This window comes from Acinetobacter sp. AND/436 (genome assembly GCF_049546925.1).
GTDB lineage: Bacteria > Pseudomonadota > Gammaproteobacteria > Pseudomonadales > Moraxellaceae > Acinetobacter > Acinetobacter indicus.
In genome coordinates this window covers 24,402-50,452 of the sequence record NZ_JBMXBO010000018.1, presented here as the reverse complement: position 1 = coordinate 50,452, position 26,051 = coordinate 24,402, and the positions used below count along the sequence as shown (strand labels likewise).

Genomic DNA, 26,051 nt, shown 5'->3' with positions numbered 1-26,051 from the left:
TTCTAAAACCACATCCGTTCGCCCCAACACATCATGATTCCAATAGCGCACAACGGTTAAACCCAAAGCCTCCAAAAACTTGGTTCGTTCAGCATCATATTCAATTGCATCATCCGTTCCATGCTGACCGCCATCTAGCTCAATCACCAAACCAATTTCATGGCAGTAAAAATCTACAATATAGGGCTGAATCACATGCTGACGATGAAATTTAAGATTCATAAATCGCTTGGCGCGTAGAAGTTACCACATCAGGTCTTCTGCATCGGTGGCGGTGTGGCGCATGGATTTGGCGAAGGCGAATAATCAGCGGGTTAAAGTGCATAAAAAAGCATCGTCAAAATGACGATGCTCTGAATGACAATCAATGCTAAAAATTACTCAAATGACCAACTAAATGCTCTGCTTTTCAGTAAAATTTTTAAGTAATCAAAATCCTTATAATCATTTAAACGCTTTTCATCTCTTAACAGTTTTGCTTGAATATCTGCTAAATCGCGTTGATATTTTTTTATCAAATCAACAGGTTTAAAACGCTGTTTGTAAAAACCAGAGCCGATCCAATCAAATGAATAAATAATATCATCTATTTCAAATTGTAATTTCTCTACTTGCTCTTCCAACAATAAATTATAAGATTTCAAATGCTCATTCGCGATTTTTGTTGCCTGTTCCTGATCACCTTGCGCTGTAAAAACACGCAATTTCAAAAGAGTAAGCAAATCTTTTTCCTCTAATGCAGCATTTGCTTGCTGTAATAATTCGGTTTTTTCAATGCGCTTTTGTTCATCTTGCTCTCGATCAGGGTGAATTAAGGCAGCAATTTTTGAATAAATGCTTTTTAGAGATTGCCCTGCCATTTTTTTCGCTTCTTCAAGCTGTGTTTGCTTCTTTAAAATTTTCTTTTTTTCCTTTTCAGCAAACTTTTGATATTCATCACGCTCATCTTCATTAAGCTGATTTTGAATAAAATTTGCTTCTTCTCGATCTAATTTATCTTTTACTTTTTCCATAAACGCGTCGAGATTATTGAGATCCAAATCAAAGTCAAGCCAAGCTACGGGTACCCCGATTTGGTCTGCTATCATTTCTTTTATGGCTTGTTTTTGCATCATTTCATCAGCATCATGCGCTTGATGCGAATGATCATTTACATGAGAGCCGACTTCTTCAGCATCAGCACTTTCTTCTATCAGCTCATAATGTTGAGCAATGATAAGCGTCAACTCATGTTGTTGTTCAGAAAGATTCGGATTATTAAGCAGCTGACTCGCTAAAATTGAAATTTTTTCATCTAAACGCACTAAATATGTTTTTGCGATTTTATGCGTATTTTTATATTGCCAAAGCGTCTCTAATTGAGCGAACAAAACGTGGTGCCACTGACGATATACAGGTAATAGCTCATCTCTTGCATCCTCTTGAACTTGTTTTTGCGTTTGTTGCCAGTCCGCCAATACCATTTGTAATTGCTCAATTTTTTCAAGCAACCGATTAAACTTTTTTTGTTGTGCCGATAATTTTTCACTCGTTTGATAAATGCTTAAATCTAAATTGCTCATTCACTGACTTCAACGCTAATCTCAATTTCTGTAATATTTTAGCATAATGAATAGCATACAAACTTTTTGCTTAGTTCAAAAAAACTATATTCTTTACAAAACCCCATGCTCCAACAACATCCCTAGCCCACTCTCTTTCCCCATAAAACTCAGCCGTTGCTTCTCCGCTTTTAACTGATGCTTCACGTTCGACACATCCGCATCAATCTGTTTATACAACTGCTCAATATTGAGTTGCCCTTTGGACTTTTGCACCGCAATTTTGGCTTTATTTGACCATACAAGCGAGTTAATCAATTCCTGCATCTGCTGTTTTAAGGACTGGCTTTGTGCTTCTAACGCCTGTTGGTAAAACTTGAATTGTTCTGTGCTTAAACCTTTGTTTGAACCGTTTTTACTTTGCTCAACTTCAAGCTGAATTTTCAGTAAAAAGAATAAATCTTCCTGTTCGTATGCTTCATTGGCACGTTGTAAAAGCTCGGTCTTTTCCTCTTTTTTAGCTTCATCGGGCTCACGATCAGGGTGAATGATGGAAGCAATCTTGAGATACACAGTTTTGAGTGATTGATTCACCATCTTTTCAGCTTGCGCTTGTTTTTCTTGCTGACGTTTTAACTTGGCTTGCTCACGTGCTTGTTGGTATTGATCATTATTCCAATCTTCAAATACATCATCGGCTTGGACTGTTTCAGTTTCAGGCTCATCAAAAGTGTCTATATTTTTCTTCTTGTTTTTTTTCTTGCTGTATTCATCTGCCTGCTGATAATAGACATGCATTTTTTCCACTTCATCTAACTGCTTTTGACTCAGCAAATGTGAACCTTGTAGTAACCGTGCTAAAGTTTGGATTTTATCTTCCACCAATGCTGTATTTGATTTCGTGAAACTATAACTACTTAGACCATTCCAAAGTGTCTTCATCTGTTCATACAAAGTGCTATATAACTCACGATACGCAGGCATCAGCGCCTTTTGACTATAGGCACGAATGTCATCTTGGGCATGTTGCCATGCAAGCAATAACTGTTTCTGCTGTTCAATCTCATCAATTAAACGATTCAGCTTCTGATGCTGTGGTGAGACTTCAAGCACCATGTTTGGCATGGTTTTCAGCGCAAAAGGCATAGGGAAGATAAAAGCAAAAGAGAAATTATACCTGATTTATGTGAAAGTATTTTTTGACTCATCTCAGTAAAACTGAAGCAAAGCAAAATCCTGAGCAAATAAGCCTTAACATTACATGGCTTCAGATCAGGTAATTTTTTGAATTAACCAAGTCACTCAAATCATTGCAGTTCATTACGCAACTATAAACATTCAGCCGCCGCAATTCATGCATAGTATCAATAAAGACCAACAGATTATAAAAAGGACATTCACATGGATTGGGCCAGTATTTTTATTCATGACACCACCTGGGCTTTTGCGGCTGAAATTAGCGTGCGAGCCATCCTTATGTTCAGCATGATCATTATCTTTTTACGTCTGACTGGAAAACGTGGTGTGCGCCAGCTGTCAATTTTTGAACTGGCGATTATTCTGTCGCTGGGTTCAATTGCCGGCGACCCGATGTTCACCGAAGATCTACCGCTGATTCAAGCCCTGCTAATCATGAGCATCGTGATTTTCCTGTATCGTCTGGTGACCTGGTTAATGATGAAATACCAGCCCTTTGAAGATCTGCTGGAAGGCAAGTCGCTGTATATTGTCGAAGATGGCGAGCTGGTCTTAGAAAAGATTAAACGCGGTAAAATGTCGCACGATGAATTCTTTGCCGAAATGCGCCAGCAAGGGGTCGAACATCTGGGACAGGTACGAGTCGGTTTACTCGAAAATGATGGTAAGTTCAGCATCCTGTTTTTCTCCAATGATCAGGTGCGGTACGGTTTACCCCTGTTTCCCAAAGCCTGTCAGGAAATCACCGACGTTAAACCGCATACCCATTACGCCTGCGTATACTGTGGCTATACCGATTTTTTGCAACGTGCCGAGCAGATCTGCCCGCGTTGTGACAGCTGTCACTGGACTGAAGCCATCAATACCTTACGGGTAGATTAATCGCGTGTTTTAAATCTCTGTGCCGGTTCATCCACCTTCGCCCAACCGTTTTATCTCAACTTTGGTCATATCTTGGTCTTTAATGGCCCAAGACTGGCACAGTTCCCGCTGTATTTTATTCATGCTTTTTGCTGCTATTTATCTAAAAAGTGGTTATTTCATAACGATTTATCATTAACAAAACGGTTAAAAATTTCGCTTGAGCAATGCTGGAAATCTCGCTTAAGATGAAGCTATGCCGTTGTGCAGAGATAATTAAAACAATCTCATTTGCTTCATTACCTAATAAATCAGTTCCAGGATTGGAATTGCCATGAATAACAGCAAATGACCAATAATCAATACAAAAGGAGTTTTGTACATGACCTCTAAACGCACCCTCACCTCACTGTTTTGTGCCAGCGCATTCATGCTTGGCCTCAGTGCTTGTAGTGACAATAAAGCTCCAGCTGATGCCAATAGCAACACCAATGCCGCTGCCTCGAGTTCGGGCACCTTAGAGAAAATCAAAAAGTCCGGCACCATTGTGCTGGGTTATCGTGACTCATCCATTCCCTTCTCCTATATTGCCGATACGCCAAATCAGCCGGTCGGTTATGCGCATGACCTGCAACTAAAAGTGGTGGAAGCGCTAAAACAGAAACTGGAGATGCCAGATCTGAAAATCCGCTACAATCTGGTCACCAGCCAGAACCGGATTCCACTGGTCTCTAACGGGACGGTCGATTTAGAGTGTGGCTCGACCACCAACAATCAGGAACGCCAGCAGCAAGTGGCTTTCTCGGTCGGTTTCTTCCAGGTAGGTTCACGTTTACTTACGGCCAAAGATTCCGGCATTCAGGATTTTGCTGACTTAAAAGGCAAAAAACTGGTCACCACCGCCGGCACCACTTCTGAACGTTATATCCGCCAGCATGAAAAAGAACTCGGTATTGGCGAAATAATTTCAGCCAAAGACCATGCCGAATCCTTCCTGATGCTACAAAGTGGCCGCGCCGCTGCCTTTATGATGGATGATATTCTGCTGGCCGGTGAAAAATCCAAAGCCACCGATCCAGACAAATGGGTAATTGTCGGCACGGCACCAATTCAGGAAATTTACGGCTGTATGCTGCGTAAAGGCGATGCTGAATTTAAACAGGTGGTAGATGATGCCATTAAAGCCACCTATAGTTCGGGTGAAATTAACCAGATGTATAACAAATGGTTCCAGCAGCCAATTCCACCGAAAAACATCAACCTGAACTTTGAAATGTCCGATCAGCTGAAAGACCTGATTGCCAATCCGCACGATCGTGATCAGTAACACTCCAACATAAACCGACTCAGGTAAACACGGATGCTTTACCTGAGTTTTTGAGGAGGACGTATGAATTATAGTTGGAACTGGGGTGTCCTGTTTCAGTCTACCGGCATTGGCGACAGTACCTATCTGCACTGGATTCTCGCCGGTCTGGGCTGGCTGCTGGTGATTGCCATTGTGGCCTGGAGTATTGCCATGCTACTGGGCAGCATTTTGGGGATTATGCGAACCCTGCCCAGCAAAACCGCCCGCACGATTGGCACCGCCTATGTCACCATTTTTCGTAATGTACCGCTGCTGATCCAGCTGTTTATCTGGTTCTATGTGGTGCCCAATTTCCTGCCAGCGCCCATCAAAAGCTGGTGGATGAATGATTTAGGCGCGCATACTTCAGCGCTGATTTCAGCCAGTATCGGGCTGGGACTGTTTACCGCGGCACGGGTCTGTGAACAGGTGCGCACCGGTATTGAAGCCCTGCCACGTGGACAGATCAATGCCGGCTATGCCATGGGTTTTAGTACCGCGCAGTTATATCGCTATGTAATTTTGCCGCAGTCATTTCGCACCATTTTGCCGCCGTTAAGCTCGGAGCTGACCAACTGCGTTAAAAACACCTCGGTCGCCTCTCTGGTCGGGGTGGCTGAAATTATCTCGCAAATGAAAACCATCAGTGAGTACACGCAAAACACCATTGAAATTTATACCATTGTCACCGTTATTTTTATTGTGATTAATATTTGCCTGATTCAGGGCATGAACCTGCTGGAAAAACGTTTACGTGTTCCCGACCTGATTGCAGGAGAAAAATAATGGAATGGCTCACTGCATTTTTAAATGATTTACAACTGTCCGGGCCGGCGCTCTGGCATGGTTTTACCATTACCTTAAAAGTGCTGGTCATGGCGACCATTGGCGGTATTCTAATTGGCACCCTGCTGGCGTTAATGCGCCTGTCTTCTATTCGCGTACTGAATCTGTTTGCACAAGGCTATGTCAATCTGTTCCGCTCGATTCCCCTGCTGCTAGTGCTAATGTGGTTCTATTTTGCGGTACCGTTTTTCTATACCGCCCTCACCGGGAATTACCTGACCATTGATACCGCGCTGGTGTCGAGTATCGTGGCCTTTATGCTGTTTGAAGCAGCTTACTTTTCCGAAATTGTCCGTGCCGGGATTCAGTCCATTCCCAAAGGCCAGACTGCGGCTGCCTATGCGCTGGGCATGACTTATGGCCAGTCGATGCGGCTGATTATCTTACCGCAGGCCTTTCGCAAAATGACCCCGCTGCTGTTACAGCAGACCATCATCCTGTTTCAGGACTCCACCATGGTTTATGCCATTGGCCTGCTGGATTTCTTCCGTACCAATTATGTCCGCGGCGATTTAATGGCGCTGCTGACCCAATATATTCTATTTGCCGGGCTGGTGTATTTTAGCGTGAGTTTAATCGCCACCTATGCAGTGAAAAAACTACAAAGGAGGCTGACGGTATGACCGAACCCAAGATTATGATTGACCTCCAGAATGTCAGCAAATGGTATAAGGATTTTCAGGTCCTGACCGATTGCAGCACCCAGATTCGTCAGGGAGAAGTGGTGGTGGTGTGTGGACCATCGGGTTCGGGAAAATCGACCTTGATTAAAACCGTAAATGGTCTGGAACCGTTTCAAAAAGGCCAGATTCTGGTTGATGGGATTTCGATTAGCGATCCGAAAACCAATCTGAACAAACTGCGTAGCCGTGTTGGCATGGTGTTCCAGCATTTCGAGCTGTTTCCGCATTTAAGCATTACCGAAAACCTGACCATTGCCCAGATCAAAGTACTGGGCCGCTCGGAAACTGAAGCCAAACAGAAAGGGCTGGCCTATCTGGATCGGGTTGGTTTAAGTTCACAGGCCAACAAGTTTCCGGCGCAACTCTCTGGTGGGCAGCAGCAGCGGGTTGCCATTGCCCGGGCCTTAAGTATGGACCCGATTGCCATGCTGTTTGATGAACCAACCTCGGCGCTGGACCCGGAAATGATTACCGAAGTACTGGACGTGATGGTCGAGCTGGCGCGTGAAGGCATGACCATGATGTGTGTGACTCATGAAATGGGCTTTGCCCGCCAGGTCGCCAACCGGGTGATTTTTATGGATCAGGGCAAGATTGTCGAAGACTGCACCAAAGATGAATTCTTTAATACCCAGCGCGGTGAACGTGCCCAGCAGTTCCTGGATAAAATCCTGCATTAATCCATACGAACACCCTAAATTAAGAAGCAGATCAAACGATCTGCTTTTTTTCATATTCGATTATTCCAGTACCAGACGTGCATTGGTCGGCTGTACCGGCCGGTTATTCGGATGTTCCATCAGCTGTGAAAAAGCCTGAATCTGCTGTCTCGAGGCCTGCTGAATCTGTTTGAAGACAATCCAGCGCACGCCTTCGGTACATGGCGGCGTGGTTAAAGAGCCGTTAAAACGATAATAATCCCGTTGCTCCGGTAAAAATGCCGCGGCTACATCCTGATGGTTTAAAATAATGGCCTCACCGGGTTGCTGCGGTAACTCCTGCCACAGCTGTTTCAGCTTCGGATTTTCCTGACCTTCCTGAAACATAATTGCCAGCACCGCCAGCTCACCGGCAGGTGTAGCATGTACCAGATGCATCTCCATCGCAAAACTTTGCCCCTGAATGGTGTTTTCACTTGGACTATGCAAATGGAACTGCTTGAGTTCAAAGATTTTCTGGTCCAGTTCTAAATGGCTACCCTGCTCAAAATTGACCTGAACCGTGCGCTGGTTATTCACAATGGTTTTGGCCTTGGCCGCATAGTTCAGTTTTAACGGCGGCAACTGTGCCGGTGTGGTCTGGGCAATATTAATGGGCGCCTGATTCATGCCAGCGCAGGCCTGATATTCCGGTTTTAACTGGCTCCATTTATCCGGCGCAGTCTGTGCCGCATAGCTCCAGTCAAAATGACTGCCCTCGGCAGCAAAAGCCATATTCATACTCAAAAGTGCAGTCGCTGCAAAAATACTCCGTTTCATTCTTCAACCTTGAAAACACATCATCAAAAGAGCCTTGATCATTCGTAACCTGCGCCGGCAGGACAAAACCAAATCTTCCAACTGTTTATTGCTTTTGTATCTGATTGGAGCGGTTTTTGAGCGTTATAATTCAGCCTGATGGCCTGATAATGACTTGTCCGGTGCATCGACTTATCAAGTCGTACTGATCAATCACGACGTTGCCGCCCAAACCCACCTTGGTTTCCAGTTCGATGGTGATGCTTTTTTATAAGTCCGGTACTAACAGTTTTCTGGCTGCTGGATCAGCGACTTATAAAACTGATGACACTCTGCTGGAATCAACCGGCAACAACATGAGGTATTGAAGAAGTAGATCAGCGATTCTGCTGGCGCTGGCCGATTTTTTAGCTCAGCTTTAGCATGGAATTTTCGCGGTCTTACTAGGTATGTTAAGTTTTCTACCGGGATGGATTGGCCTCGAATTTTAGCTGCACCAGCATGAAGCATGATTGACGTTGTGATTTAGCCAACGCCACTTGTCATTGACGAGTTGATCACAGGATTCATCACTAAAAATGGAATATCTAAACCAAACCAGCTGATGAGTATCTTGCTTTTCAAAAGTCAGTCTTTCTGATCAGGAGCATCGATCTATGAGTTGATTGAACAGGAATTCGACAGTCTGCACGTCAGCGCCTGCATCTGTCTTAAATATGTCATAAACAGCCACTACACTGCTTGTCATCGGGATCGCACACCACTCCCTGCCCATATTCAGGGTCAATTCCAAGAAAGTGCCCTCCTCACTGTATAACATCAGCACAGCCACTATTCATTCAGCAAACGGCTGTGGGTCAAGGTGGAAGGCCATTATTTTTAATAAACTAGTTACGACTCCAGCGATTCCCTCCAGGATCGCTTTTTTTCTTTTTTAAGGGTTTATTTGTGCTGAACCGCCTCATCTTTGGGCAGGCTTCTGGCCCAGACCAGAATCGGAAGCAGACACAGCAGCGCAATCCCGCTAATCATCATTAAATAGCGTGCATAACCAAGCTGATCGCCCAGTATGCCGCTGAGGCTATACAGCCCACCACTGACGGTAGCCATCAGCGCCACCTGAAAAGTAAAATCGGTACCGGCCAGCTGTTTGCGGCTATAGTGCATCACCAAAGTGAGCATCACCACCAGCAGCATCGCCGAAATACCATCTTCCAGCGCATTAATCAGATAAATCAGCCACAGTGCTACCGCCTGCTGCTGTTCATACTGATAGGCCAGCCAGCTATAGGCGGCTAAAGCCAGAACTTTCAACACTGAAAACAGCACTAAAGCCCGAGCACGTGACATCACCCGGAGCAATAAGCCGGCCACACCTGCACCCAGTAACGCGGCAAACGCCCCTAGCATGGTCACATAAATACCAATCTGGGAAAAGCTCAGGCCCAAATCGACCATTAACGGTTTGAGTAATGGGCCAGACAGACCATCGGCAATTTTAAAACTGAGCAGCACCCATAACCACAGTGCCAAGCTGCGGCTCTGGCGAAAATAACCCAGATACTGGCGCACAGCCTGCCAGGAAAAAGGCGTGGTCTTCTGCGCTGTTTTGGCTGCATGTTGCGGTTCTCGATACAGTAAAATTGGCAAGGTATTTAAAAATACCAGCAGTGCCAGCATCAGAAACGTGGCCTGCCAGTGCAGCCAGTCCAAAGCCCAGAGCATGGCGCCCCCACCAACAATAAAGCCCAGCCGTGAACCAATCACCTGAAAGGTATTGCCCCAGTGCTGCTGCTGGCCAGTTAAAATATTCACCGCCAGTCCATCGGTGGCGATATCCTGCGTGGCCCCAACCAGATTCATCAGCAACAGCCCGACAAAAAAGCCAAACAAATACAGCGGTTCATTCAGGGCCTGAATCGGGATAAATGACAGCCCGATTAACACCACGACACTCAGCAACTGAGTCGGAATAATCCAGGAACGGTAATGGCCCTGAGCGCTGCGGCCAAAGCGATCCACCCACGGCGCCCAGAAAATTTTAATCGACCAGGGCAACATTAACAGGCCAAAACCGCCAATATGCGCCAGCGATACCCCTTGCGCCCGTAAGATCACCGGCAAGGCATGGGTCATAAAGCCCACCGGCAGACCTTGCGCCCAATACAGGGAAAACAGCAACAGATAAAGATTCGGCATAGCAGCGGACATTCCTTTTTATTTCAGGCCAAGCGGATAGCTCCAGGCAAAACTGCTCAAACAAAAGCGTATTTTTGCTCTGCTTCCCCATTGAATAAAGTCGCAATATTTTGTAAAACTTGGCTGAGTTTCAGTAGGATAATACATAAAAACAATGACCAAGCAATTTCCTGTTTTACCTGATCAAGTACCTGGCCGCGGCAGCGCCCTGAGTCGAGGCTTTTTTAAATCGCTCTTTTTGGCCCAAGGCTGGCAGCTGAAAGGCGAATTTCCCAACCTTCCCAAAGCGGTGGCAATTATATCCCCGCATACCTCCAATATTGATGCCTGGCATGGCTTCGCTGCTTTGCTCGGACTGGGGCTAAAAGTCACCATTTTTGGCAAACATACCCTATTTAATACACCGTTAAAACCGCTGCTGGAGTGGATTGGGGTGGTGCCGGTAATTCGCCATGCGCCGCAGGGCCATACCCAGCAGATTATTGAAATTATCCGGCAACGTGAACAGATCTGGGTCGGCATGGCGCCGGAAGGCACGCGCAAACAGGCCGAGCAAATTCGCAGCGGTTTCTATCATATTGCCTATGGCGCACAAATTCCGATTGTGATGTTCTCTTTTGATTATGCGCATAAGACCATTCATATTCTTGGTGTGTTTCATCCGACCGGGCATTATGAACAGGATTTAGACGCGATTTATCAGCATTATGAAGGCAAGTTTTCTGCCAAAAATCCGCACTGGCTGGCCAAGCCGTTACAAAAACGCTGGCCCAAAGACTAGCCAAAACCGTATTTTTTTGCTGAGATGTGCGCATATTTTGTTGAATTAATCTCCTATCGAATCATGAAATTACTGCAATTTTCGACAGCCGGCCTGTTATTGCTGGCACTTTCCGGCTGTGATCGGGCGGTACAAACCCCAGTGACTCCAACGCCTATTCAGGCCCGTGAACCGGTGGTGGCCATTGCCCTAGGCGGTGGCGGTGCCAAAGGATTTGCCCATATTGGCGTACTGAAAGTTTTGGAATCACACGGCATTAAACCGAAAATTGTGACCGGCACCAGTGCCGGCAGTTTTGTCGGCAGTCTGTATGCCAGCGGCAAATCACCGTATCAGTTACAGCAACTGGCCCTGAACTTTAAAGAATCCGATATTCGCGATTTAACCCTGAACCGTCAGGGTTTTGTGCTGGGCCAGAAACTGCAGGACTATGTCAATCAGCAGGTGGGTAACAAAGCCATCCAGCAGTTCCCGATTCGTTTTGCTGCGGTCGCTACCCGTCTGGACAATGGCCGTAAAGCCGACTTTATTAAAGGCAATGCCGGTCAGGCGGTACGTGCCTCCTGCAGTATTCCAAATGTGTTTGTGCCGGCGACTATTGGCGGCACCAAATATGTCGATGGCGGCCTGGTCAGCCCGATTCCGGTCAAAACTGCCAAAGATATGGGCGCCGATCTGGTCATTGCGGTGGATATTTCCGCGCGTCCAACCGGTAATACGCCCATGAATATGTGGGGCCTGCTCGATCAGACCATCAACATTATGGGCCAGCAGAGTATTCATGAAGAGCTGCGTCAGGCCAATGTGGTGATTCAGCCTAAAGTTGGTCATATTGGTACACTGGATTTAAAAGCCAGCAACCAGACCATTTTAGAAGGTGAAAAAGCTGCCCAGCTGAAAATCCGCGCCATTGAAAAAGCCATCAGCGACTTTAAAAAATCTCCGGCCGCTTTGGCACCACCACCCAAAGCCAAATTTTAACATCGGGGATTTTTTCATATCCAAGTCGGTTCTCATCTGCTACATTGAACAGCATACAGATTGATCTATATCAATGATTCTTTTTACAATCATTCGCGACGAGTCGATGTATGGAATTTGTTCTTGAACCTTGGCACTGGTTTGTTTTAGGCATTTTGCTGATTCTTTCCGAGCTGCTGCTGCCGGCTTTTGCTGCGCTCTGGTTTGGCGTGGGCGCGCTGATGGTGGGCGTTTTATATCTGCTGTTCCCGATGATGGGCACCACCACGCAGCTGGTGATGTGGATCATTTTATCGGTGCTGTGTACCCTGCTCTGGTTTAAATTTATTAAACCACTGTCGATTGATAAAACCAAAGCCGGCCTGTCACGGGAAGCCACCATCGGCCAGATTGGTATGGTCATCCAGACCAATCTGGAGCATGACGAAGTGAAAGTCCGTTTTCCGATGCCGGTGCTCGGTTCTGATGAATGGAACTGCCGCACTCTAAGTCCGGTGCAGGTCGGTGATCGTGTGCGTGTGGTCGATATTCTTGGCAATGATCTGGTTGTGCAGTTGCATAGCCTGCAGAATGACAACGAAAAACAGTGAGTAATATAAAATGAATGCTGGCTCCATTATTGTTTTAGCCCTGCTGGCCTTTGTGGCCATCACCATTTTTAAAGGGGTGCGTATTGTTCCACAAGGCTATAAATGGATTGTGCAACGTTTGGGTAAATACCACACCACCCTAAGTCCGGGTCTGAACTTCGTAATTCCCTATGTCGATGAAGTGGCCTATAAAGTCACCACCAAAGACATTGTACTGGACATTCCATCTCAGGAAGTCATCAGCCGCGATAACGCCGTTCTGCTCATGAACGCGGTGGCCTACATTAACCTGACCACGCCAGAAAAAGCGGTGTACGGGATTGAAAACTATTCTTGGGCCATTCAGAACCTGGTACAAACCTCGTTGCGTTCTATTGTCGGTGAAATGGATCTGGATGATGCGCTGTCCTCACGTGACCATATTAAGGCACGTTTAAAAGCCTCGATTTCAGATGATATTGCGGACTGGGGTATTACCCTTAAAACCGTTGAAATTCAAGATATTAAACCATCCAACACAATGCAGTCAGCAATGGAAGAACAGGCGGCAGCAGAACGTCAGCGTCGTGCCACCGTAACCAAAGCCGATGGTGAAAAACAGGCAGCCATTCTGGAAGCCGAAGGCCGTCTTGAAGCTTCACGCCGTGATGCCGAAGCACAAGTGGTGCTGGCCGAAGCTTCGCAACGTGCTATTGAAATGGTCACGACAGCAGTCGGCGATAAAGAAATTCCGGTGGCCTATCTGCTTGGTGAACAATATGTGAAAGCCATGCAGGATATGTCGAAGTCGCCAAATGCCAAGACGGTGGTATTACCGGCCGATATTCTGAATACCATTCGTGGGGTCATGGGCCGACAAAACTAAGCACCTTTTTAGCCAAAAATAGACAGCCTGGATGCTGTCTATTTTTATTGCCTGAAAGAAAAATCAGTATTTCATGCAAAATTATGGTTAAATTTCGCCTTCATTTTTTGAATCTTTCAGGACTTGTGAGTATCCATCAAGAATTTGCATGGAACGCATTGAGGCCATAAGTCCTTTACTGTCCAACATACTATATGGATACCGTATGAGCTCCCTAAATCCGACCTTAATCACCTTTCTGTTTTATATTGTCGCCATGATCGCGATTGGTCTGATGGCCTATCGCGCAACCACCAACTTTTCAGACTATATTCTGGGTGGCCGCCGTTTAGGCAGCTTTGTCACGGCCCTGTCTGCTGGCGCATCGGATATGAGTGGCTGGTTATTGATGGGTTTACCGGGAGCAATTTATCTGTCCGGTTTATCTGAGGTGTGGATTGCCATTGGTCTGATTATTGGTGCCTGGCTGAACTGGTTACTGGTTGCGGGCCGCTTACGGGTACATACCGAAGTGCAGCACAATGCCCTGACCTTACCGGATTATTTCTCCAATCGCTTTAATGACCAGAAAAAAGTGCTGCGTATTGTATCCGCCTTTGTGATTCTGATTTTCTTTGCGATTTACTGTGCCTCTGGCATGGTGGCCGGTGCGCGCTTGTTCGAAAGTATGTTTGAAATGTCGTATAGCACGGCCTTATGGATCAGTGCCATTGCCACCATCAGCTATGTTTTTATTGGCGGCTTCTTGGCGGTGTCCTGGACAGACACCATTCAGGCTGGCCTGATGATCTTTGCCTTAATCCTGACGCCTATTGTCACCCTGCTGACCTTTTCTGATTTATCTCAAGTGACGCTGGCACTGGAAGCTGCGCGTCCGCAAGCCATGAATCTGGTCGGTGATTTAAGTATTGTTGCGATTATCTCGTTACTGGCCTGGGGCCTGGGTTATTTCGGTCAGCCCCACATTCTGGTGCGCTTCATGGCGGCAGATTCGGTGAAGTCAATTCCAAATGCACGCCGTATTGGCATGACCTGGATGATCCTGTGTTTAGGTGGTGCGGTGGCGGCCGGTTTCTTTGGTATTGCCTACTTCCAGCAACATCCGGAACTGGCCGGGGTGGTGAATGCCAACCCTGAAACCGTGTTTATGGAGCTGACCAAAATCCTGTTTAACCCGTGGGTGGCTGGTATTGTACTGGCGGCAATTCTGGCTGCGGTGATGAGTACCCTAAGCTGTCAGCTGCTGGTGTGTTCAAGTACTCTGACTGAAGACTTTTATAAATCGTTCCTGCGAAAATCTGCCTCACAAAAAGAGCTGGTCTGGGTTGGCCGTTTAATGGTATTACTGATTGCCCTGCTGGCAATATGGATGGCCGGTAATCCTGAGTCGAAAGTGCTGGGCCTGGTGGCTTATGCATGGGCTGGTTTTGGTGCTGCCTTTGGTCCACTGATTATTTTGTCTTTATTCTGGAAACGCATGACTTTAAATGGCGCACTCGCCGGCATGATCGTGGGTGCGTTGATGGTGATTCTCTGGAAAAATGTCTGGGGCGATACCGGTATCTATGAAATTATTCCGGGCTTTGTCTGCTCGTTCATTGCCATTATTGTGGTGAGCTTGCTGGGCAAAGCGCCAAGCAGCAGCATTACTGAGCGTTTTGATGAAGCAGACCGCTTGTACAAACAACAGACTCAATAATTGCTCCATGCAAAAACAAAATAGCCAGTGACATCACTGGCTATTTTTTTAGCAACTTAATTGATCAATTCAAAGACTGGACAGTAAGAGAGTACGCGGACCATTTTGGATGGTGACAATGGCTGATAACCTCTGCCCCAACCATCCCACCAAAGAACAGCAAACGCCCCTTGCTGCTGTTCTTTAGCTGAATCTTTGAAGCAGCGTTTAAGATTCCAGCCCTTCTTTATTGCCCTGCTTTTTACGCGACTTGCTAAAGCGCTGCGCCGGCCAGGACATAATAAAACGTGCACCGCCCAAAGTGGTGCTCTGATCCACCTCAATCTTGCCGCCAAACCAGTAGGCAATCCGGCTGACAATCGACAGGCCTAAACCATAACCACCAGAGGCACGGGTACGGCTATCATCTAAACGGGCAAAGGCTTCAAATACGCGGCTCCGGTCTTCTTCTGGAATGCCCGGCCCATCATCTTCCACACAGACATAAGCCACGCCTTGTGCAGTCACGCCACCGCTGACCAGTACCTTGTGGTCACAATAACGCACCGCATTCCCGACCAAGTTCTGCACCACGCGGTGTAAATAACGGCGCTCGGCATCGACTTCCAGACTGGTCGACATGGTTTGCAGCTGGATGTCCTTACCGGTTTTCAGCGCATTAGTTTCATTGACCACCTGATCCAATACATCAAACAGCACCACTTTTTCAATTTCTAACGATGGCATGCCCTGCTCCAGTTTGGCATAGGTCATGATCTCGTCAATCAGGGTATTCAGCGCTTCAATGTCTTTATCAATCATGTCCAGCTGCTGAATCCGGTATTCATAATCATCTTCTTCGGCCAGCATTTCCATCCCAAAACGAATCCGCGCCACCGGGGTACGCAGTTCATGCGATACCGCGCGCATCAGCTCGCGCTGGGCTTCAATCAGACGCTGGATATGATCGGACATGCTGTTATAGCTGGAGGCCAGACTGGCCATTTCATCTGAACCATCAATGGGTAAACGCAGGTTTAAATCGCCGGTTTTCATACGGTTCAGGGCGAAATTTACTTCACGGATTTTGCGCTGCATCGGCAGAATCAGGCCATAAATGCCCAGACTCAGAATAAACAGACTCAGCAAGGTAATCCCGGCCGCCAGCTGGAATGGCATCCAGTTAAACAGCGGGACCGGACCAAGTACCAGCACCTCGGATGGTGAATTCGGCATTGGTGAAATAATGGAGATGGTGGTGCCACGTACGCTGGCATTATCCCGATACAGGATAATGCTGTGGTCCAGCCTTAAACGGCCAATTTGCTCGGAGTCGAGCGGTAAATCAGCAATGTTCTGAATGTCGATAGGATAAGAAAACTGATCCTGGATACGGGCCAGATACTCTTTTTCCTGTCCCGGGAAATAGACCAGATAATCCAGAATAAAGATCGGCAATGCCTTCATTTGCCGTTCGGTAATTTCATCGGCCTTGATATACAGATAGTGTTCCGGGTCATTTTTCAGACCCATAATAATATAGGCTGTGGTCGTTTCTGCATCGTAACGTACCGCAGCCTTACGCTCTTTAATCCGTTTCAGTTCGGCCCGTGACAGCTCGACCTTATCGGCAGCAATATAATAGATGGGCAGTTCCAGCAAATCCGAGGCATCTGAAATCCAGTCCTGCTTTTGCTGCTCATTGGGTTGTCGCGCCACCCCTTCACTAATGATATAGGCCATACCATCGGTCAGGGATTCACGATATTCTTGCGCGCGCTGATAGTTAATGATCTGAACCAGCAGATAGCCAAACACGGCCACCAATGCCACCAGAATCACCAATCCTGCATAAATCCGCAAGAATATGCTGTGTTTGAACACGAAAAACCGTCCTATCTCAGATACGTGCGACGATTATATACCATTCGTTTCTTTGACAAATAAGTATCCTTTGCTGCGTACAGTTTTAATACGCTTTGGATTTTCCGGGTCATCGCCAATTTTTGGACGGATGCGCGAAATACGCACGTCAATTGAACGGTCCTGACCGTCATATTCAATACCGCGCAGGCGTTCGAAAATATCTTCACGTGACAGGATACGGCCAGCATTCGAAGCCAGTAACCAGAGCAGGTCATATTCTGCGCTGGTGAAATCGACCAGTTCACCATTCAAGGTTACTGAGCGGCCACCATTGTCGATGACCAGGTCATCAAATTCGATACGCTGTGCCACTTCATCTTCAGGGGCTTTGTCAGTACGGCGCAGCAAGGCACGAATACGCGCCAGCAGAACACGTGGCTGAACCGGCTTGGCGACATAGTCATCTGCACCCATTTCCAGACCCAGAACCTGGTCCATATCTTCGGTACGTGCAGTGAGCATCAGAATCGGTTGATGATAATGTGGACGAATCTCGCGGCAAATGGTCAAACCGTCTGCACCCGGCAGCATTACATCCAGCACCACTAAATCTGGCTGCTCCGCGATAATACGGCGGATGGCACGGTTCCCATCTGGCTCAACACCCACTTCCAGTCCGTTACGGATCAGGTATTCCTGGGTTAAACGTGCCAGACGCTCATCATCTTCAACAATTAAAATTTTTGGTAACTTTTCTTCTTGGCTCATGAACTGCCCCTTTATTTGATTAAACGTATTCTATCCTTTTAAAATCCGGGAGATACGTCGAAATATATTCTGCAATATACACACGTTTACATTGTAAACAAGATGCTATTCACTAAACTGATACATCAAAGTAGCTTTTTGTTATATTTTTATTAATTATTGAATTCCTTATACTTTTCTCTTTTTTAACTGAATTCCATGAATTCAACAACATAAATCTTTTTAAAATGTACAATTTTTTTGCAGCTTTTGGCCATTGATCAGAATGTGACTGACTGTTCAAAGAGATTTTTAGTTATCCACAAGTTTATCTATAAGCAGATTATGCCGGCTTTGTTATGCTATGCCCGTGTCCGATAAGGCTTATAGCCGAATGGACAAATCGGGAATTTTTTTGCAAAAGATTTTATCCAAAAAACGCCAAAAATTTTAAAGAAAAGTCAATATTGATCTACCCTAAAATTTCCCGTATCTTGTGTTCAATTCAATTTTAAACCACTAAGTCTTGTGTTTATTCCTCAAACACTGTGGCCTATTTTTTGCCCGGTTCAATGGTCTATAAACATAACAATAGATGACAATGGAGCTATGCTGACATGAGCGTAATCACATCCACACCCGGTCAACTTCAGGTGATTAAACGCACCGGTGAAGTGGCCCCTTTCGATGCAGAAAAAATCTCTGTAGCGATTGGTAAAGCTTTCCTGGCGGTTGAAGGTCAGCAAAGCGCCGATTCCAGCCGTATTCATGACCGTATCGAACAACTGACTGAAATGGTTCTGAACACGTTTAAGCGTCGTTTACCATCAGGCGGCACCATTCACATTGAAGAAATTCAGGACCAGGTTGAGCTTGCGCTTATGCGTACAGGCGAACAGAAAGTTGCTCGTGCTTATGTCATCTATCGCGAACAACGTTCTGAAGCACGTAAGCAGATGGGTGCCAACCATCACCCGACCTTACAGATCACTGACAGCCAGGGCCAGTTAAAGCCACTGGATTTAAGTGCATTGACAGCAACCGTCACCACTGCAGCTGAAGGTCTTGAAGGCATTGATGTTCAGGCCATTGTCGATGAAACCGTGAAAAACCTGTACAACGGCGTAAAAGAGTCAGACATCTCAACCACCATGATGATGGCGACGCGTACCCGTATTGAACAGGAACCAAACTATACTTACGTTACTGCGCGCCTGCTGTGTAATGACTTAGTGGCAACAGGCCTGGAGTTCCTGGGTCTACCAGTAGAAACCCCTGAAGGCGAAGCTCTGGAAACCTTCCTGAAAAAAGGTATCGAGCTGGAGCTGCTGTCAGAAGACCTGCTGAACTTTGATCTGGCAAAACTGGCCGCTGCCATTCAGCCAGAACGTTCTAACCAGTTTACGTATCTTGGTTTACAGACGTTATTCGACCGTTACTTCATCCATAAAGATGGTATCCGTTTCGAATTGCCACAATTGTTCTTCATGCGCGTTTCTATGGGTCTGGCGCTGAACGAAGACAACAAAGAAGAACGTGCAATTGAGTTCTATAACTTGTTGTCGAGCTTCGACTACATGGCTTCTACGCCTACCCTGTTTAACTCAGGTACGCTACGTCCGCAGTTATCTAGCTGTTACCTCACCACCATTGGTGATGACCTGTACGATATTTATGGCGCAATGCGTGATAACGCAATGCTGTCTAAATGGGCAGGCGGTTTAGGTAATGACTGGACTCCAGTTCGTGCCCTGAACTCTTACATCAAAGGGACCAACGGTAAATCACAAGGTGTGGTACCGTTCCTGAAAGTCGCGAACGATACTGCGGTTGCGGTGAACCAGGGTGGTAAGCGTAAAGGTGCGGTCTGTGCCTATCTTGAAACCTGGCACTTAGACATTGAAGAATTCCTGGAACTGCGTAAGAACACCGGTGATGACCGTCGTCGTACCCATGACATGAACACAGCGAACTGGGTCCCTGACTTATTCATGCAACGTGTGTTTGAAGATGCAGAATGGACCCTGTTCACGCCATCTGAAACACCAGACCTGCATGATCTGACTGGACAGGCCTTCACTGAGCGCTATACGCATTACGAAGCGGTAGCGAAAGAACAGAACCTGCTGCACAAGAAAGTACGTGCCAAAGACTTATGGCGCAAAATGCTGTCGATGCTGTTCGAAACCGGCCACCCGTGGATTACATTCAAAGACGTATGTAACCTGCGTTCACCACAACAACACGTGGGCGTGGTGCACTCATCTAACCTGTGTACAGAAATCACCCTGAACACCAGCAAAGATGAAATCGCGGTCTGTAACCTGGGTTCAATTAACCTGGTACAGCACGTTCAAGGTGGCAAGCTGGATCATGAAAAACTGGCACGTACCATCAAAACTGCGGTACGTATGCTCGACAACGTGATCGACATCAACTACTACGCGGTACCACAGGCGAAAAACTCGAACCTGCGTCACCGTCCGGTAGGTATGGGGATCATGGGCTTCCAGGATGCACTGTACGAAATGGGCATCGCCTACGGTTCTGATGCAGCAGTTGATTTTGCTGATGAATCAATGGAAGTGATTTCTTACTACGCAATTCAAACCTCAAGTGATCTGGCGGTTGAGCGTGGTACCTATGAAACCTTCAAAGGTTCATTATGGGATCAGGGTATTTTACCAATCGACTCTTTAGAGCTGGTAGCGAAAACCCGTCCTGAGCGCATGTTTGAAGTTGATCGTACCCAACGTCTGGACTGGGACACTTTACGTGCCAAAGTTCAAAAAGACGGTATGCGTAACTCGAACGTGATGGCCATTGCACCAACAGCAACTATTTCTAACATCTGTGGCGTGTCTCAATCGATTGAGCCAACCTTCCAGAACCTGTATGTGAAATCAAATCTGTCTGGTGAGTTCACTGTGATCAACCCTTACCTGGTACGTGCCTTGAAAGAACGCGGCCTATGGGATGCGGTAATGGTCAACGACCTGAAACACTTCGAAGGTTCAGTACAAAAGATTTCGCGTATTCCTGAAGAGCTGAAAGCCATCTTCGCGACTGCGTTTGAAGTTGAGCCGCGCTGGATTGTGGATGCTGCATCTCGTCGTCAGAAATGGATTGATCAGGCACAGTCACTGAACCTTTACATCTCTGGTGCAAATGGTAAAAAACTGGACATCACTTATAAGATGGCTTGGTTACGTGGTCTGAAAACGACGTATTATCTACGTGCTTTAGGTGCAACATCGGCTGAGAAATCAACCATTAACACGGGCGCACTGAATGCAGTAAAACCAACCACAGTTGCGGCGCCGGTTGCAGCAGTGGCACAGGAAACTGCACCTGCAGCAGCTCCAGCAGCGGAAGAAGGTTTTGAACAGGCGGCACCAGTGCCAATGGCATGTTCAATTGACAACCCGGATTGTGAGGCTTGTCAGTAAGCTTCGCTTGATAAAAGTCCCCCTAAATCCCCCTTTTTCCAAAGGGGGACTTCCCAAAATCAGATTCGATATGCGGGAAGCCCGTTCTTTATTAAAGGAGGGGTTTGGGGCGGATTCCAAAGTATTTGAAAATAACACAGGAAAAGACCATGCCTCCTATGACTCATAACTATATGTTAGGACTCGCGGTTCTGGTCTTTTCCTTTATTTTCTTTTACACGCCGATGGTCTATGCCTTTTTGGCCATTCGCAAACAGAAGCGAAAGCAAAATAAGTCTTGAGGATCGTGTTCTACGTACATTTTTAGAACAAGCATCGGCAAAACTTAATTTTGCTTTCACAAATTAAGCGTATAGTAAGACATCTCCCCTTCGTCGTGAGATGTCCAATAAAAGATATAAAGCAACGAAGAGAGAATTGATATGTCTATCCTAAGTTGGGACGATTTCGAAGATGATTCGCAAAAACCGGCTGCTCCTGAACACCAGCCTACGCCCGTCGAACCGCAAAAAGCGGCTAATCCGCAAGTGGTACCTGCTGCAGAGCAACCACAGACGCATGTGGCAGCTGCACAACCCGCTGCAACCCCTCGAAGCGGATCAGCAAATTCAACCGATTCGCTGGCAAGAGCATCTGCTTCCCTAGAACAGCTTGACGTGGCGCCTGGCCTGGAAGAGCTGGAAATGGGTGCAGGACGCGTACAGGTTGATGACAAACGTATGATCAACTGCCGCGCTGACTTAAACCAGCTGGTGCCGTTCAAATACGAATGGGCTTGGCAAAAATATCTGGATGGTTGTGCCAACCACTGGATGCCACAAGAAATCAACATGAACCACGACATCGCGTTGTGGAAGTCTGAAAATGGCTTGACTGAAGATGAACGTACCATCGTGATGCGTTCACTGGGCTTTTTCTCGACTGCTGACTCACTGGTGGCCAATAACCTGGTTCTGGCGATCTACCGTCACATCACTAACCCGGAATGCCGTCAGTACATCTTGCGTCAATCGTTTGAAGAAGCGATTCATACGCATGCGTATCAGTACTGTATCGAATCTTTGGGCATGGATGAAGGCGAAGTCTTCAACATGTACCGTGAAGTACCATCAGTCGCACGTAAAGCAGCTTGGGGCTTGAAATACACCCAGTCTTTAAGCGACCCAACCTTCAAAACCGGTACGCCTGAAAACGACCAGATTTTGCTGCGTAACCTGATTGCATTCTACTGCGTACTTGAAGGTATTTTCTTCTACTGCGGTTTCACGCAAATCCTGTCAATGGGCCGTCGTAACAAGATGAATGGTGTGGCGGAACAGTTCCAGTACATCTTGCGTGATGAATCAATGCACTTGAACTTCGGTATCGACATGATCAACCAGATCAAGATCGAGAACCCGCACTTGTGGACCGCTGAGTTCCAGCAAGAAGTGATTCAAATGATTCTTGAAGGCACCATGCTTGAGATTGAATATGCGCGTGACACCATGCCACGTGGCGTATTGGGTATGAATGCTGGCATGATGGAAGAATATCTGAAGTTCATCTGTAACCGCCGTTTAAGCCAGTTGGGCTTACCTGAGCAGTTTAGCGGTGTGACCAACCCGTTTGCCTGGATGTCTGAGATGATGGATCTGCGTAAAGAGAAGAATTTCTTCGAGACGCGTGTAACGGATTATCAGACGGGCGGTGCGTTGAGCTGGTAAAAGTTTATGATTAAACCCTCCGAAGAGGGTTTAATTTTTTCAGCACTATAAATAAGCTGAATTCATCTGCGAATAAAAAATATAAATTCGCACCCTCTTGAATACAAAAAAGACGCGATACGCGTCTTTTTATAAAAATTCTGAATCTTTAAGCCGGAATACGTAACACCTGTCCAGGGAAAATATCATCCGCATCTTTTAACAAAGGACGGTTGGCTTCAAAGATTTTATTATACTGATTAGCATCACCATAAAATTCTTTTGAGATTTTAGACAGGGTATCGCCTGATTTAACTGTATAGAATTTACTTTCTGGTTCTGGCGTTGCCACAGTCATCTGATCATCCACTTGCGCGACATGATCAATATTGCCCACCGCCAGTACAATTTTCTCACGATCGGCCTGGCTTTGTACCTGCCCTTTAATCGTGGCTAAATCGGTCTTGCCATTATAGTTCACAGAAAGGCCCGTAATTGGCAAGCCTAAAGATTTAATATGTCCTAATAATTTATTGGCCATTTCCTGTGCAGACGGTTCTGCTGGGGCCGCTGGTGCAGCCGGTTGTTGCTCTGCCGGGGCAGTGTTTTTCTTACCAATACCTTTTACAAAATCAAAAAGTCCCATTGTTATTCTCCAGCTTTTATTTGATGCAATTGATTTTTATCAATCATTTGGAATTGCGTGCTTTCTTTTTATAACGAAAAAATACACAGGAGAGCGTTGCGCTTGGTTAGATAAAAGTAAGCTTATGTAATTTCGGCCGGCCATAAAAAAACCACCCAAAAGGGTGGCTTTTCTTAGCATCTGCTAAAAATCTTTAATTAACCAAGTTTTTTAGTCACATAGTCAATTGCAGATTGAACAGTTGTAATTTCGTTTGAATCTTCATCAGGAATTGTGATGTCGAAATCATTTTCGAAAGACATTACAAGTTCAACCAGGTCCAGAGAGTCTGCACCTAAGTCATCCATAAAAGATGCTTCGTTTTTAATCTCTTCAGCTTTAAGACCAAGTTGTTCAGCAACCGCTTGTTTAACGCGTTGTTCGATATCGCTCACAGGAATTCTCCTCATTGCTTGTGGCGTTTTTAATGCCGTTAGTTTAATTGAATCTATAAGTTTTTGAAAGTTTATACATGAGCTTAATTCATGTATAAACCACCATTTACATGTAACACTGTACCAGTGATGTAACTTGCTTTGTCAGAAGCCAAGAAACTCACTGCATTGGCGATATCTTGTGGATCACCTAAACGGTTTAATGCCACTTGCTCACTCATTTTTTTGCGAATTTCTTCACTTAACTGTTCGGTCATTTCTGTTGCAATAAAACCGGGTGCAACAGAGTTAACCGTAATTTGACGGCTGCCCATTTCCTTGGCCAGGCTGCGGCTAAATGCCTCAATCCCTGCTTTGGCCGCAGAGTAGTTGGCCTGTCCCGGATTGGCAAAGTGTGCCACCACTGAACTAATATTAATAATGCGACCGAAACGCGCTTTGGTCATGCCTTTCAGTACACGTTTAGACAAACGGTAAACGGCTTTCAGATGAATGTTGAGGATATCATCCCAGTCATCTTCAGACATACGCAGTAACAAATTATCTTTGGTAATACCGGCATTGTTCACCAAGACCAGTACCGGACCATAGTTTTGTTCGATGTCCGAAATGAGCGCATCAATTGCCTCGCCATTACGAACATCCAGGACTTTACCCGCACCCTGTTCACCAAAGCCTGTGCTCAGTTTTTCTGCACCTGCTTCAGAAGTTGCTGTCCCAACCACAAAATAACCGTCTTGAATAAGCTGCTGAGCGATGGCTGCACCAATCCCTCGGCTTGCACCTGTCACCAATGCGACTTTGCGTTCTTGTGTCATGCAATTTTCCCTTCAGCCACTAAAATGGCATTTAAGGCATCCTCCAGACGACTGTTACTGTCAATCGGGAATGCTTTTTCTATGTGAGGTAAGCGTTTTGCAAGGTTCGCCAATACGTTTCCTGGACCACATTCAACAATGTACTGAATGCCCTGGTCTTGCAGGTACTGCATGGTGTTTGTCCATTGCACAGACTGATACAATTGAGCAGTCAAAGCCTGACGCAATTGAGCAACATCAGTTGCTACAGCTGCGCCCACATTTTGTATTACAGGAATGCTTGGTAGCTCAATGGCAGTTTGTTCCAAAGCTTGTGCGAACTGTTCTGCAGCCGGTTTCATCAGTGAACAGTGCGATGGCACTGACACCGGAAGCGCAATAGCTTTGGCTGAATTTTCTTTGGCGAGTGCGATGACTGCATCTACCGCTGCTTTATCACCAGCAACTACCACCTGACCTTGGGCATTGTAGTTGGCTGCTTCAACTGAACCGGTGCCTTGTGCGGTAGCTTGCGCACACAGTTCAATCACTTTGGCATCTTCCAGACCCAAAATGGCCGCCATAGCGCCCTGGCCTTGTGGCACAGCCGACTGCATGAGTTTGCCACGCAGATTGACCAGCTTCACGGCATCACCCAGTGATAACGCACCAGCCGCTACCAGCGCGCTGTATTCGCCCAGAGAGTGGCCAGCCAGATATTTGGGTGCTACACCACCCAGCTCCAGCCAGACACGCCACAATGCAATACTGGCGGTCAATAAAACCGGCTGGGTAAATTCTGTTTGATCTAAACCTTCACCACTTTGCGCAATGTGCCATAAATCAAAACCGATTGCGGCCGATGCTTCCGCAAAAGTTTCACGCACACCAGCAAACTGTTCTGCAAGTTCTGCCAGCATGCCGACTTTTTGTGAACCTTGTCCAGGAAACACAAATGCAGTTTTTGTCGCTTGCTCGAATCGTGTAGCAGACATATAAAAATCCTTTCGTGTAGAGCTGTTTTAAACAGGGTACGCCCCTTCAACAGTTCTTTTTTATGTAAGCTGATCGTTGGTGCGAAAATTTAACACTATTTTTCGGGTGAAGTAATTGCGAAAAACAACAAAAAAAGGGAGCTTACGCTCCCATTTTTTCCACTAAGCTTGACGCTTAATGCTTGTCAACAATTATTCAGCATCAGCTGCTTTAGCGAATAATTGACGACCACGGTAGATACCATCTTTAGATACGTGGTGACGACGATGAGTTTCACCAGTAGCTTGGTCTACAGTTAATGCATTCTCGGTTAAAGCGTCATGTGAACGGCGCATGTCACGGCGAGAGCGACTTTTACGGTTTTGCTGAACGGCCATGATGGCTCCTTACAAAGATCGAAAAAA

General features: G+C 46.2%; 24 protein-coding genes and 1 pseudogene. 13 read left to right on the top strand and 12 right to left on the bottom strand.

The features are described from left to right. The 3 genes and pseudogenes from ACPEPR_RS12505 to ACPEPR_RS12495 all read right to left on the bottom strand — a co-directional run. Positions 1-285 (bottom strand): annotated as a pseudogene (locus ACPEPR_RS12505) (endonuclease domain-containing protein); the annotation flags it as partial. Between the two features lie 92 nt (positions 286-377). Further along, positions 378-1,562 carry a molecular chaperone DnaJ gene (locus ACPEPR_RS12500; RefSeq protein ID WP_286422913.1) on the bottom strand — a complete coding sequence of 395 codons (1,185 nt, stop codon included), beginning with the start codon at positions 1,560-1,562 and terminating at the stop codon, positions 378-380. A gap of 93 nt (positions 1,563-1,655) precedes the next feature. Further along, positions 1,656-2,687, bottom strand: a complete 1,032-nt coding sequence (locus tag ACPEPR_RS12495; protein WP_104492263.1) for a molecular chaperone DnaJ — start codon at positions 2,685-2,687, stop codon at positions 1,656-1,658. 255 nt (positions 2,688-2,942) lie between these two features. Here ACPEPR_RS12495 and ACPEPR_RS12490 point away from each other — a divergent pair, with 255 nt between their 5' ends. The 5 genes from ACPEPR_RS12490 (at position 2,943) to ACPEPR_RS12470 (ending at position 7,156) form a co-directional block, all read left to right on the top strand. Then, positions 2,943-3,620: a DUF421 domain-containing protein gene (locus tag ACPEPR_RS12490; protein WP_160243482.1), complete on the top strand. Its 678-nt coding sequence runs from the start codon at positions 2,943-2,945 to the stop codon at positions 3,618-3,620. Between the two features lie 361 nt (positions 3,621-3,981). Next, positions 3,982-4,926 carry a transporter substrate-binding domain-containing protein gene (locus ACPEPR_RS12485; RefSeq protein ID WP_005176051.1) on the top strand — a complete coding sequence of 315 codons (945 nt, stop codon included), beginning with the start codon at positions 3,982-3,984 and terminating at the stop codon, positions 4,924-4,926. Between the two features lie 63 nt (positions 4,927-4,989). Continuing rightward, positions 4,990-5,733, top strand: coding sequence for an amino acid ABC transporter permease (locus tag ACPEPR_RS12480; RefSeq protein WP_423562510.1), 744 nt, complete (start codon positions 4,990-4,992; stop codon positions 5,731-5,733). Then, on the top strand, positions 5,733-6,416 hold the full coding sequence (locus ACPEPR_RS12475; protein ID WP_005176046.1) for an ABC transporter permease subunit: 684 nt from the start codon (positions 5,733-5,735) through the stop codon (positions 6,414-6,416). The genes ACPEPR_RS12480 and ACPEPR_RS12475 overlap by 1 nt, the downstream gene beginning before the upstream one ends. 14 nt (positions 6,417-6,430) lie before the next feature. Next, a complete protein-coding gene (locus ACPEPR_RS12470) occupies positions 6,431-7,156 on the top strand; it encodes an amino acid ABC transporter ATP-binding protein (protein ID WP_171249308.1) in 726 nt (241 codons plus the stop codon). A 60-nt stretch (positions 7,157-7,216) separates the two neighbouring features. Here ACPEPR_RS12470 and ACPEPR_RS12465 read toward each other — a convergent pair whose 3' ends face one another. Together ACPEPR_RS12465 and ACPEPR_RS12460 are read right to left on the bottom strand one after the other, a co-directional pair. After that, positions 7,217-7,954 (bottom strand): carbonic anhydrase, encoded by a 738-nt coding sequence (locus ACPEPR_RS12465; RefSeq protein ID WP_104472158.1) that lies wholly within the window; start codon positions 7,952-7,954, stop codon positions 7,217-7,219. A gap of 921 nt (positions 7,955-8,875) precedes the next feature. Further along, entirely contained in the window at positions 8,876-10,132 is a 1,257-nt protein-coding gene (locus tag ACPEPR_RS12460; protein ID WP_253097304.1) for an MFS transporter, read from the bottom strand. 154 nt (positions 10,133-10,286) lie between these two features. Here ACPEPR_RS12460 and ACPEPR_RS12455 point away from each other — a divergent pair, with 154 nt between their 5' ends. The 5 genes from ACPEPR_RS12455 (at position 10,287) to putP (ending at position 15,048) form a co-directional block, all read left to right on the top strand. After that, on the top strand, positions 10,287-10,913 hold the full coding sequence (locus ACPEPR_RS12455; protein ID WP_005176034.1) for a 1-acyl-sn-glycerol-3-phosphate acyltransferase: 627 nt from the start codon (positions 10,287-10,289) through the stop codon (positions 10,911-10,913). 63 nt (positions 10,914-10,976) lie between these two features. After that, positions 10,977-11,894 carry a patatin-like phospholipase family protein gene (locus tag ACPEPR_RS12450; protein WP_005176032.1) on the top strand — a complete coding sequence of 306 codons (918 nt, stop codon included), beginning with the start codon at positions 10,977-10,979 and terminating at the stop codon, positions 11,892-11,894. A 110-nt stretch (positions 11,895-12,004) separates the two neighbouring features. Continuing rightward, positions 12,005-12,484 (top strand): NfeD family protein, encoded by a 480-nt coding sequence (locus tag ACPEPR_RS12445; RefSeq protein ID WP_005176030.1) that lies wholly within the window; start codon positions 12,005-12,007, stop codon positions 12,482-12,484. A gap of 10 nt (positions 12,485-12,494) precedes the next feature. Beyond that, entirely contained in the window at positions 12,495-13,349 is an 855-nt protein-coding gene (locus tag ACPEPR_RS12440; protein WP_005176027.1) for an SPFH domain-containing protein, read from the top strand. 205 nt (positions 13,350-13,554) lie between these two features. Further along, complete coding sequence (putP, locus tag ACPEPR_RS12435) at positions 13,555-15,048, top strand: sodium/proline symporter PutP (RefSeq protein WP_005176024.1); 1,494 nt, start codon at positions 13,555-13,557, stop codon at positions 15,046-15,048. A 207-nt stretch (positions 15,049-15,255) separates the two neighbouring features. Here the strand turns inward: putP and bfmS are convergent, their stop codons facing one another. Then, on the bottom strand, positions 15,256-16,911 hold the full coding sequence (bfmS, locus tag ACPEPR_RS12430; RefSeq protein WP_163146073.1) for a sensor histidine kinase BfmS: 1,656 nt from the start codon (positions 16,909-16,911) through the stop codon (positions 15,256-15,258). 33 nt (positions 16,912-16,944) lie between these two features. Then, positions 16,945-17,661, bottom strand: coding sequence for a response regulator transcription factor BfmR (gene bfmR / locus ACPEPR_RS12425; RefSeq protein ID WP_168395937.1), 717 nt, complete (start codon positions 17,659-17,661; stop codon positions 16,945-16,947). A 596-nt stretch (positions 17,662-18,257) separates the two neighbouring features. On the opposite strand from bfmR, the gene ACPEPR_RS12420 reads away from it, so the two are divergent. The 3 genes from ACPEPR_RS12420 to ACPEPR_RS12410 all read left to right on the top strand — a co-directional run bounded on the left by ACPEPR_RS12420 (position 18,258) and on the right by ACPEPR_RS12410 (position 22,795). Then, on the top strand, positions 18,258-21,089 hold the full coding sequence (locus ACPEPR_RS12420; RefSeq protein ID WP_075167565.1) for a ribonucleoside-diphosphate reductase subunit alpha: 2,832 nt from the start codon (positions 18,258-18,260) through the stop codon (positions 21,087-21,089). 149 nt (positions 21,090-21,238) lie between these two features. Next, entirely contained in the window at positions 21,239-21,370 is a 132-nt protein-coding gene (locus tag ACPEPR_RS12415; RefSeq protein WP_075167566.1) for a preprotein translocase subunit YajC, read from the top strand. A 141-nt stretch (positions 21,371-21,511) separates the two neighbouring features. Continuing rightward, positions 21,512-22,795 (top strand): ribonucleotide-diphosphate reductase subunit beta, encoded by a 1,284-nt coding sequence (locus ACPEPR_RS12410; protein WP_005175999.1) that lies wholly within the window; start codon positions 21,512-21,514, stop codon positions 22,793-22,795. 148 nt (positions 22,796-22,943) lie between these two features. On the opposite strand, the gene lysM is transcribed toward ACPEPR_RS12410, so the two are convergent. The 5 genes from lysM to rpmF form a co-directional block, all read right to left on the bottom strand. Beyond that, on the bottom strand, positions 22,944-23,420 hold the full coding sequence (gene lysM / locus ACPEPR_RS12405; RefSeq protein WP_005175989.1) for a peptidoglycan-binding protein LysM: 477 nt from the start codon (positions 23,418-23,420) through the stop codon (positions 22,944-22,946). 197 nt (positions 23,421-23,617) lie between these two features. Further along, positions 23,618-23,854 (bottom strand): acyl carrier protein, encoded by a 237-nt coding sequence (acpP, locus tag ACPEPR_RS12400; protein ID WP_001279871.1) that lies wholly within the window; start codon positions 23,852-23,854, stop codon positions 23,618-23,620. Positions 23,855-23,937: 83 nt separating this feature from the next. Further along, positions 23,938-24,672 (bottom strand): 3-oxoacyl-ACP reductase FabG, encoded by a 735-nt coding sequence (fabG, locus tag ACPEPR_RS12395; RefSeq protein ID WP_045796367.1) that lies wholly within the window; start codon positions 24,670-24,672, stop codon positions 23,938-23,940. After that, the gene (gene fabD / locus ACPEPR_RS12390) at positions 24,669-25,646 is read right to left on the bottom strand and encodes an ACP S-malonyltransferase (protein WP_075167567.1); all 978 of its coding nucleotides are present in this window, start codon (positions 25,644-25,646) and stop codon (positions 24,669-24,671) included. The genes fabG and fabD overlap by 4 nt, the downstream gene beginning before the upstream one ends. A 192-nt stretch (positions 25,647-25,838) precedes the next feature. Next, entirely contained in the window at positions 25,839-26,024 is a 186-nt protein-coding gene (gene rpmF / locus ACPEPR_RS12385) for a 50S ribosomal protein L32 (protein ID WP_005175977.1), read from the bottom strand. Positions 26,025-26,051 lie beyond the last annotated feature (27 nt).

What these genes read in the sequence shown, in the direction of transcription:
- ACPEPR_RS12420 (WP_075167565.1), top strand. Translation starts at nt 18,258, where the DNA reads ATGAGCGTAATCACATCCACACCCGGTCAACTTCAGGTGATTAAACGC.
- ACPEPR_RS12465 (WP_104472158.1), bottom strand. Translation starts at nt 7,954, where the DNA reads ATGAAACGGAGTATTTTTGCAGCGACTGCACTTTTGAGTATGAATATG.
- fabD (WP_075167567.1), bottom strand. Translation starts at nt 25,646, where the DNA reads ATGTCTGCTACACGATTCGAGCAAGCGACAAAAACTGCATTTGTGTTT.
- ACPEPR_RS12460 (WP_253097304.1), bottom strand. Translation starts at nt 10,132, where the DNA reads ATGCCGAATCTTTATCTGTTGCTGTTTTCCCTGTATTGGGCGCAAGGT.
- fabG (WP_045796367.1), bottom strand. Translation starts at nt 24,672, where the DNA reads ATGACACAAGAACGCAAAGTCGCATTGGTGACAGGTGCAAGCCGAGGG.
- ACPEPR_RS12495 (WP_104492263.1), bottom strand. Translation starts at nt 2,687, where the DNA reads ATGCCTTTTGCGCTGAAAACCATGCCAAACATGGTGCTTGAAGTCTCA.
- bfmR (WP_168395937.1), bottom strand. Translation starts at nt 17,661, where the DNA reads ATGAGCCAAGAAGAAAAGTTACCAAAAATTTTAATTGTTGAAGATGAT.
- ACPEPR_RS12450 (WP_005176032.1), top strand. Translation starts at nt 10,977, where the DNA reads ATGAAATTACTGCAATTTTCGACAGCCGGCCTGTTATTGCTGGCACTT.
- putP (WP_005176024.1), top strand. Translation starts at nt 13,555, where the DNA reads ATGAGCTCCCTAAATCCGACCTTAATCACCTTTCTGTTTTATATTGTC.
- ACPEPR_RS12445 (WP_005176030.1), top strand. Translation starts at nt 12,005, where the DNA reads ATGGAATTTGTTCTTGAACCTTGGCACTGGTTTGTTTTAGGCATTTTG.
- lysM (WP_005175989.1), bottom strand. Translation starts at nt 23,420, where the DNA reads ATGGGACTTTTTGATTTTGTAAAAGGTATTGGTAAGAAAAACACTGCC.
- ACPEPR_RS12475 (WP_005176046.1), top strand. Translation starts at nt 5,733, where the DNA reads ATGGAATGGCTCACTGCATTTTTAAATGATTTACAACTGTCCGGGCCG.
- ACPEPR_RS12500 (WP_286422913.1), bottom strand. Translation starts at nt 1,562, where the DNA reads ATGAGCAATTTAGATTTAAGCATTTATCAAACGAGTGAAAAATTATCG.
- ACPEPR_RS12480 (WP_423562510.1), top strand. Translation starts at nt 4,990, where the DNA reads ATGAATTATAGTTGGAACTGGGGTGTCCTGTTTCAGTCTACCGGCATT.
- ACPEPR_RS12440 (WP_005176027.1), top strand. Translation starts at nt 12,495, where the DNA reads ATGAATGCTGGCTCCATTATTGTTTTAGCCCTGCTGGCCTTTGTGGCC.
- ACPEPR_RS12415 (WP_075167566.1), top strand. Translation starts at nt 21,239, where the DNA reads ATGCCTCCTATGACTCATAACTATATGTTAGGACTCGCGGTTCTGGTC.
- ACPEPR_RS12490 (WP_160243482.1), top strand. Translation starts at nt 2,943, where the DNA reads ATGGATTGGGCCAGTATTTTTATTCATGACACCACCTGGGCTTTTGCG.
- ACPEPR_RS12410 (WP_005175999.1), top strand. Translation starts at nt 21,512, where the DNA reads ATGTCTATCCTAAGTTGGGACGATTTCGAAGATGATTCGCAAAAACCG.
- rpmF (WP_005175977.1), bottom strand. Translation starts at nt 26,024, where the DNA reads ATGGCCGTTCAGCAAAACCGTAAAAGTCGCTCTCGCCGTGACATGCGC.
- ACPEPR_RS12485 (WP_005176051.1), top strand. Translation starts at nt 3,982, where the DNA reads ATGACCTCTAAACGCACCCTCACCTCACTGTTTTGTGCCAGCGCATTC.
- ACPEPR_RS12470 (WP_171249308.1), top strand. Translation starts at nt 6,431, where the DNA reads ATGATTGACCTCCAGAATGTCAGCAAATGGTATAAGGATTTTCAGGTC.
- ACPEPR_RS12455 (WP_005176034.1), top strand. Translation starts at nt 10,287, where the DNA reads ATGACCAAGCAATTTCCTGTTTTACCTGATCAAGTACCTGGCCGCGGC.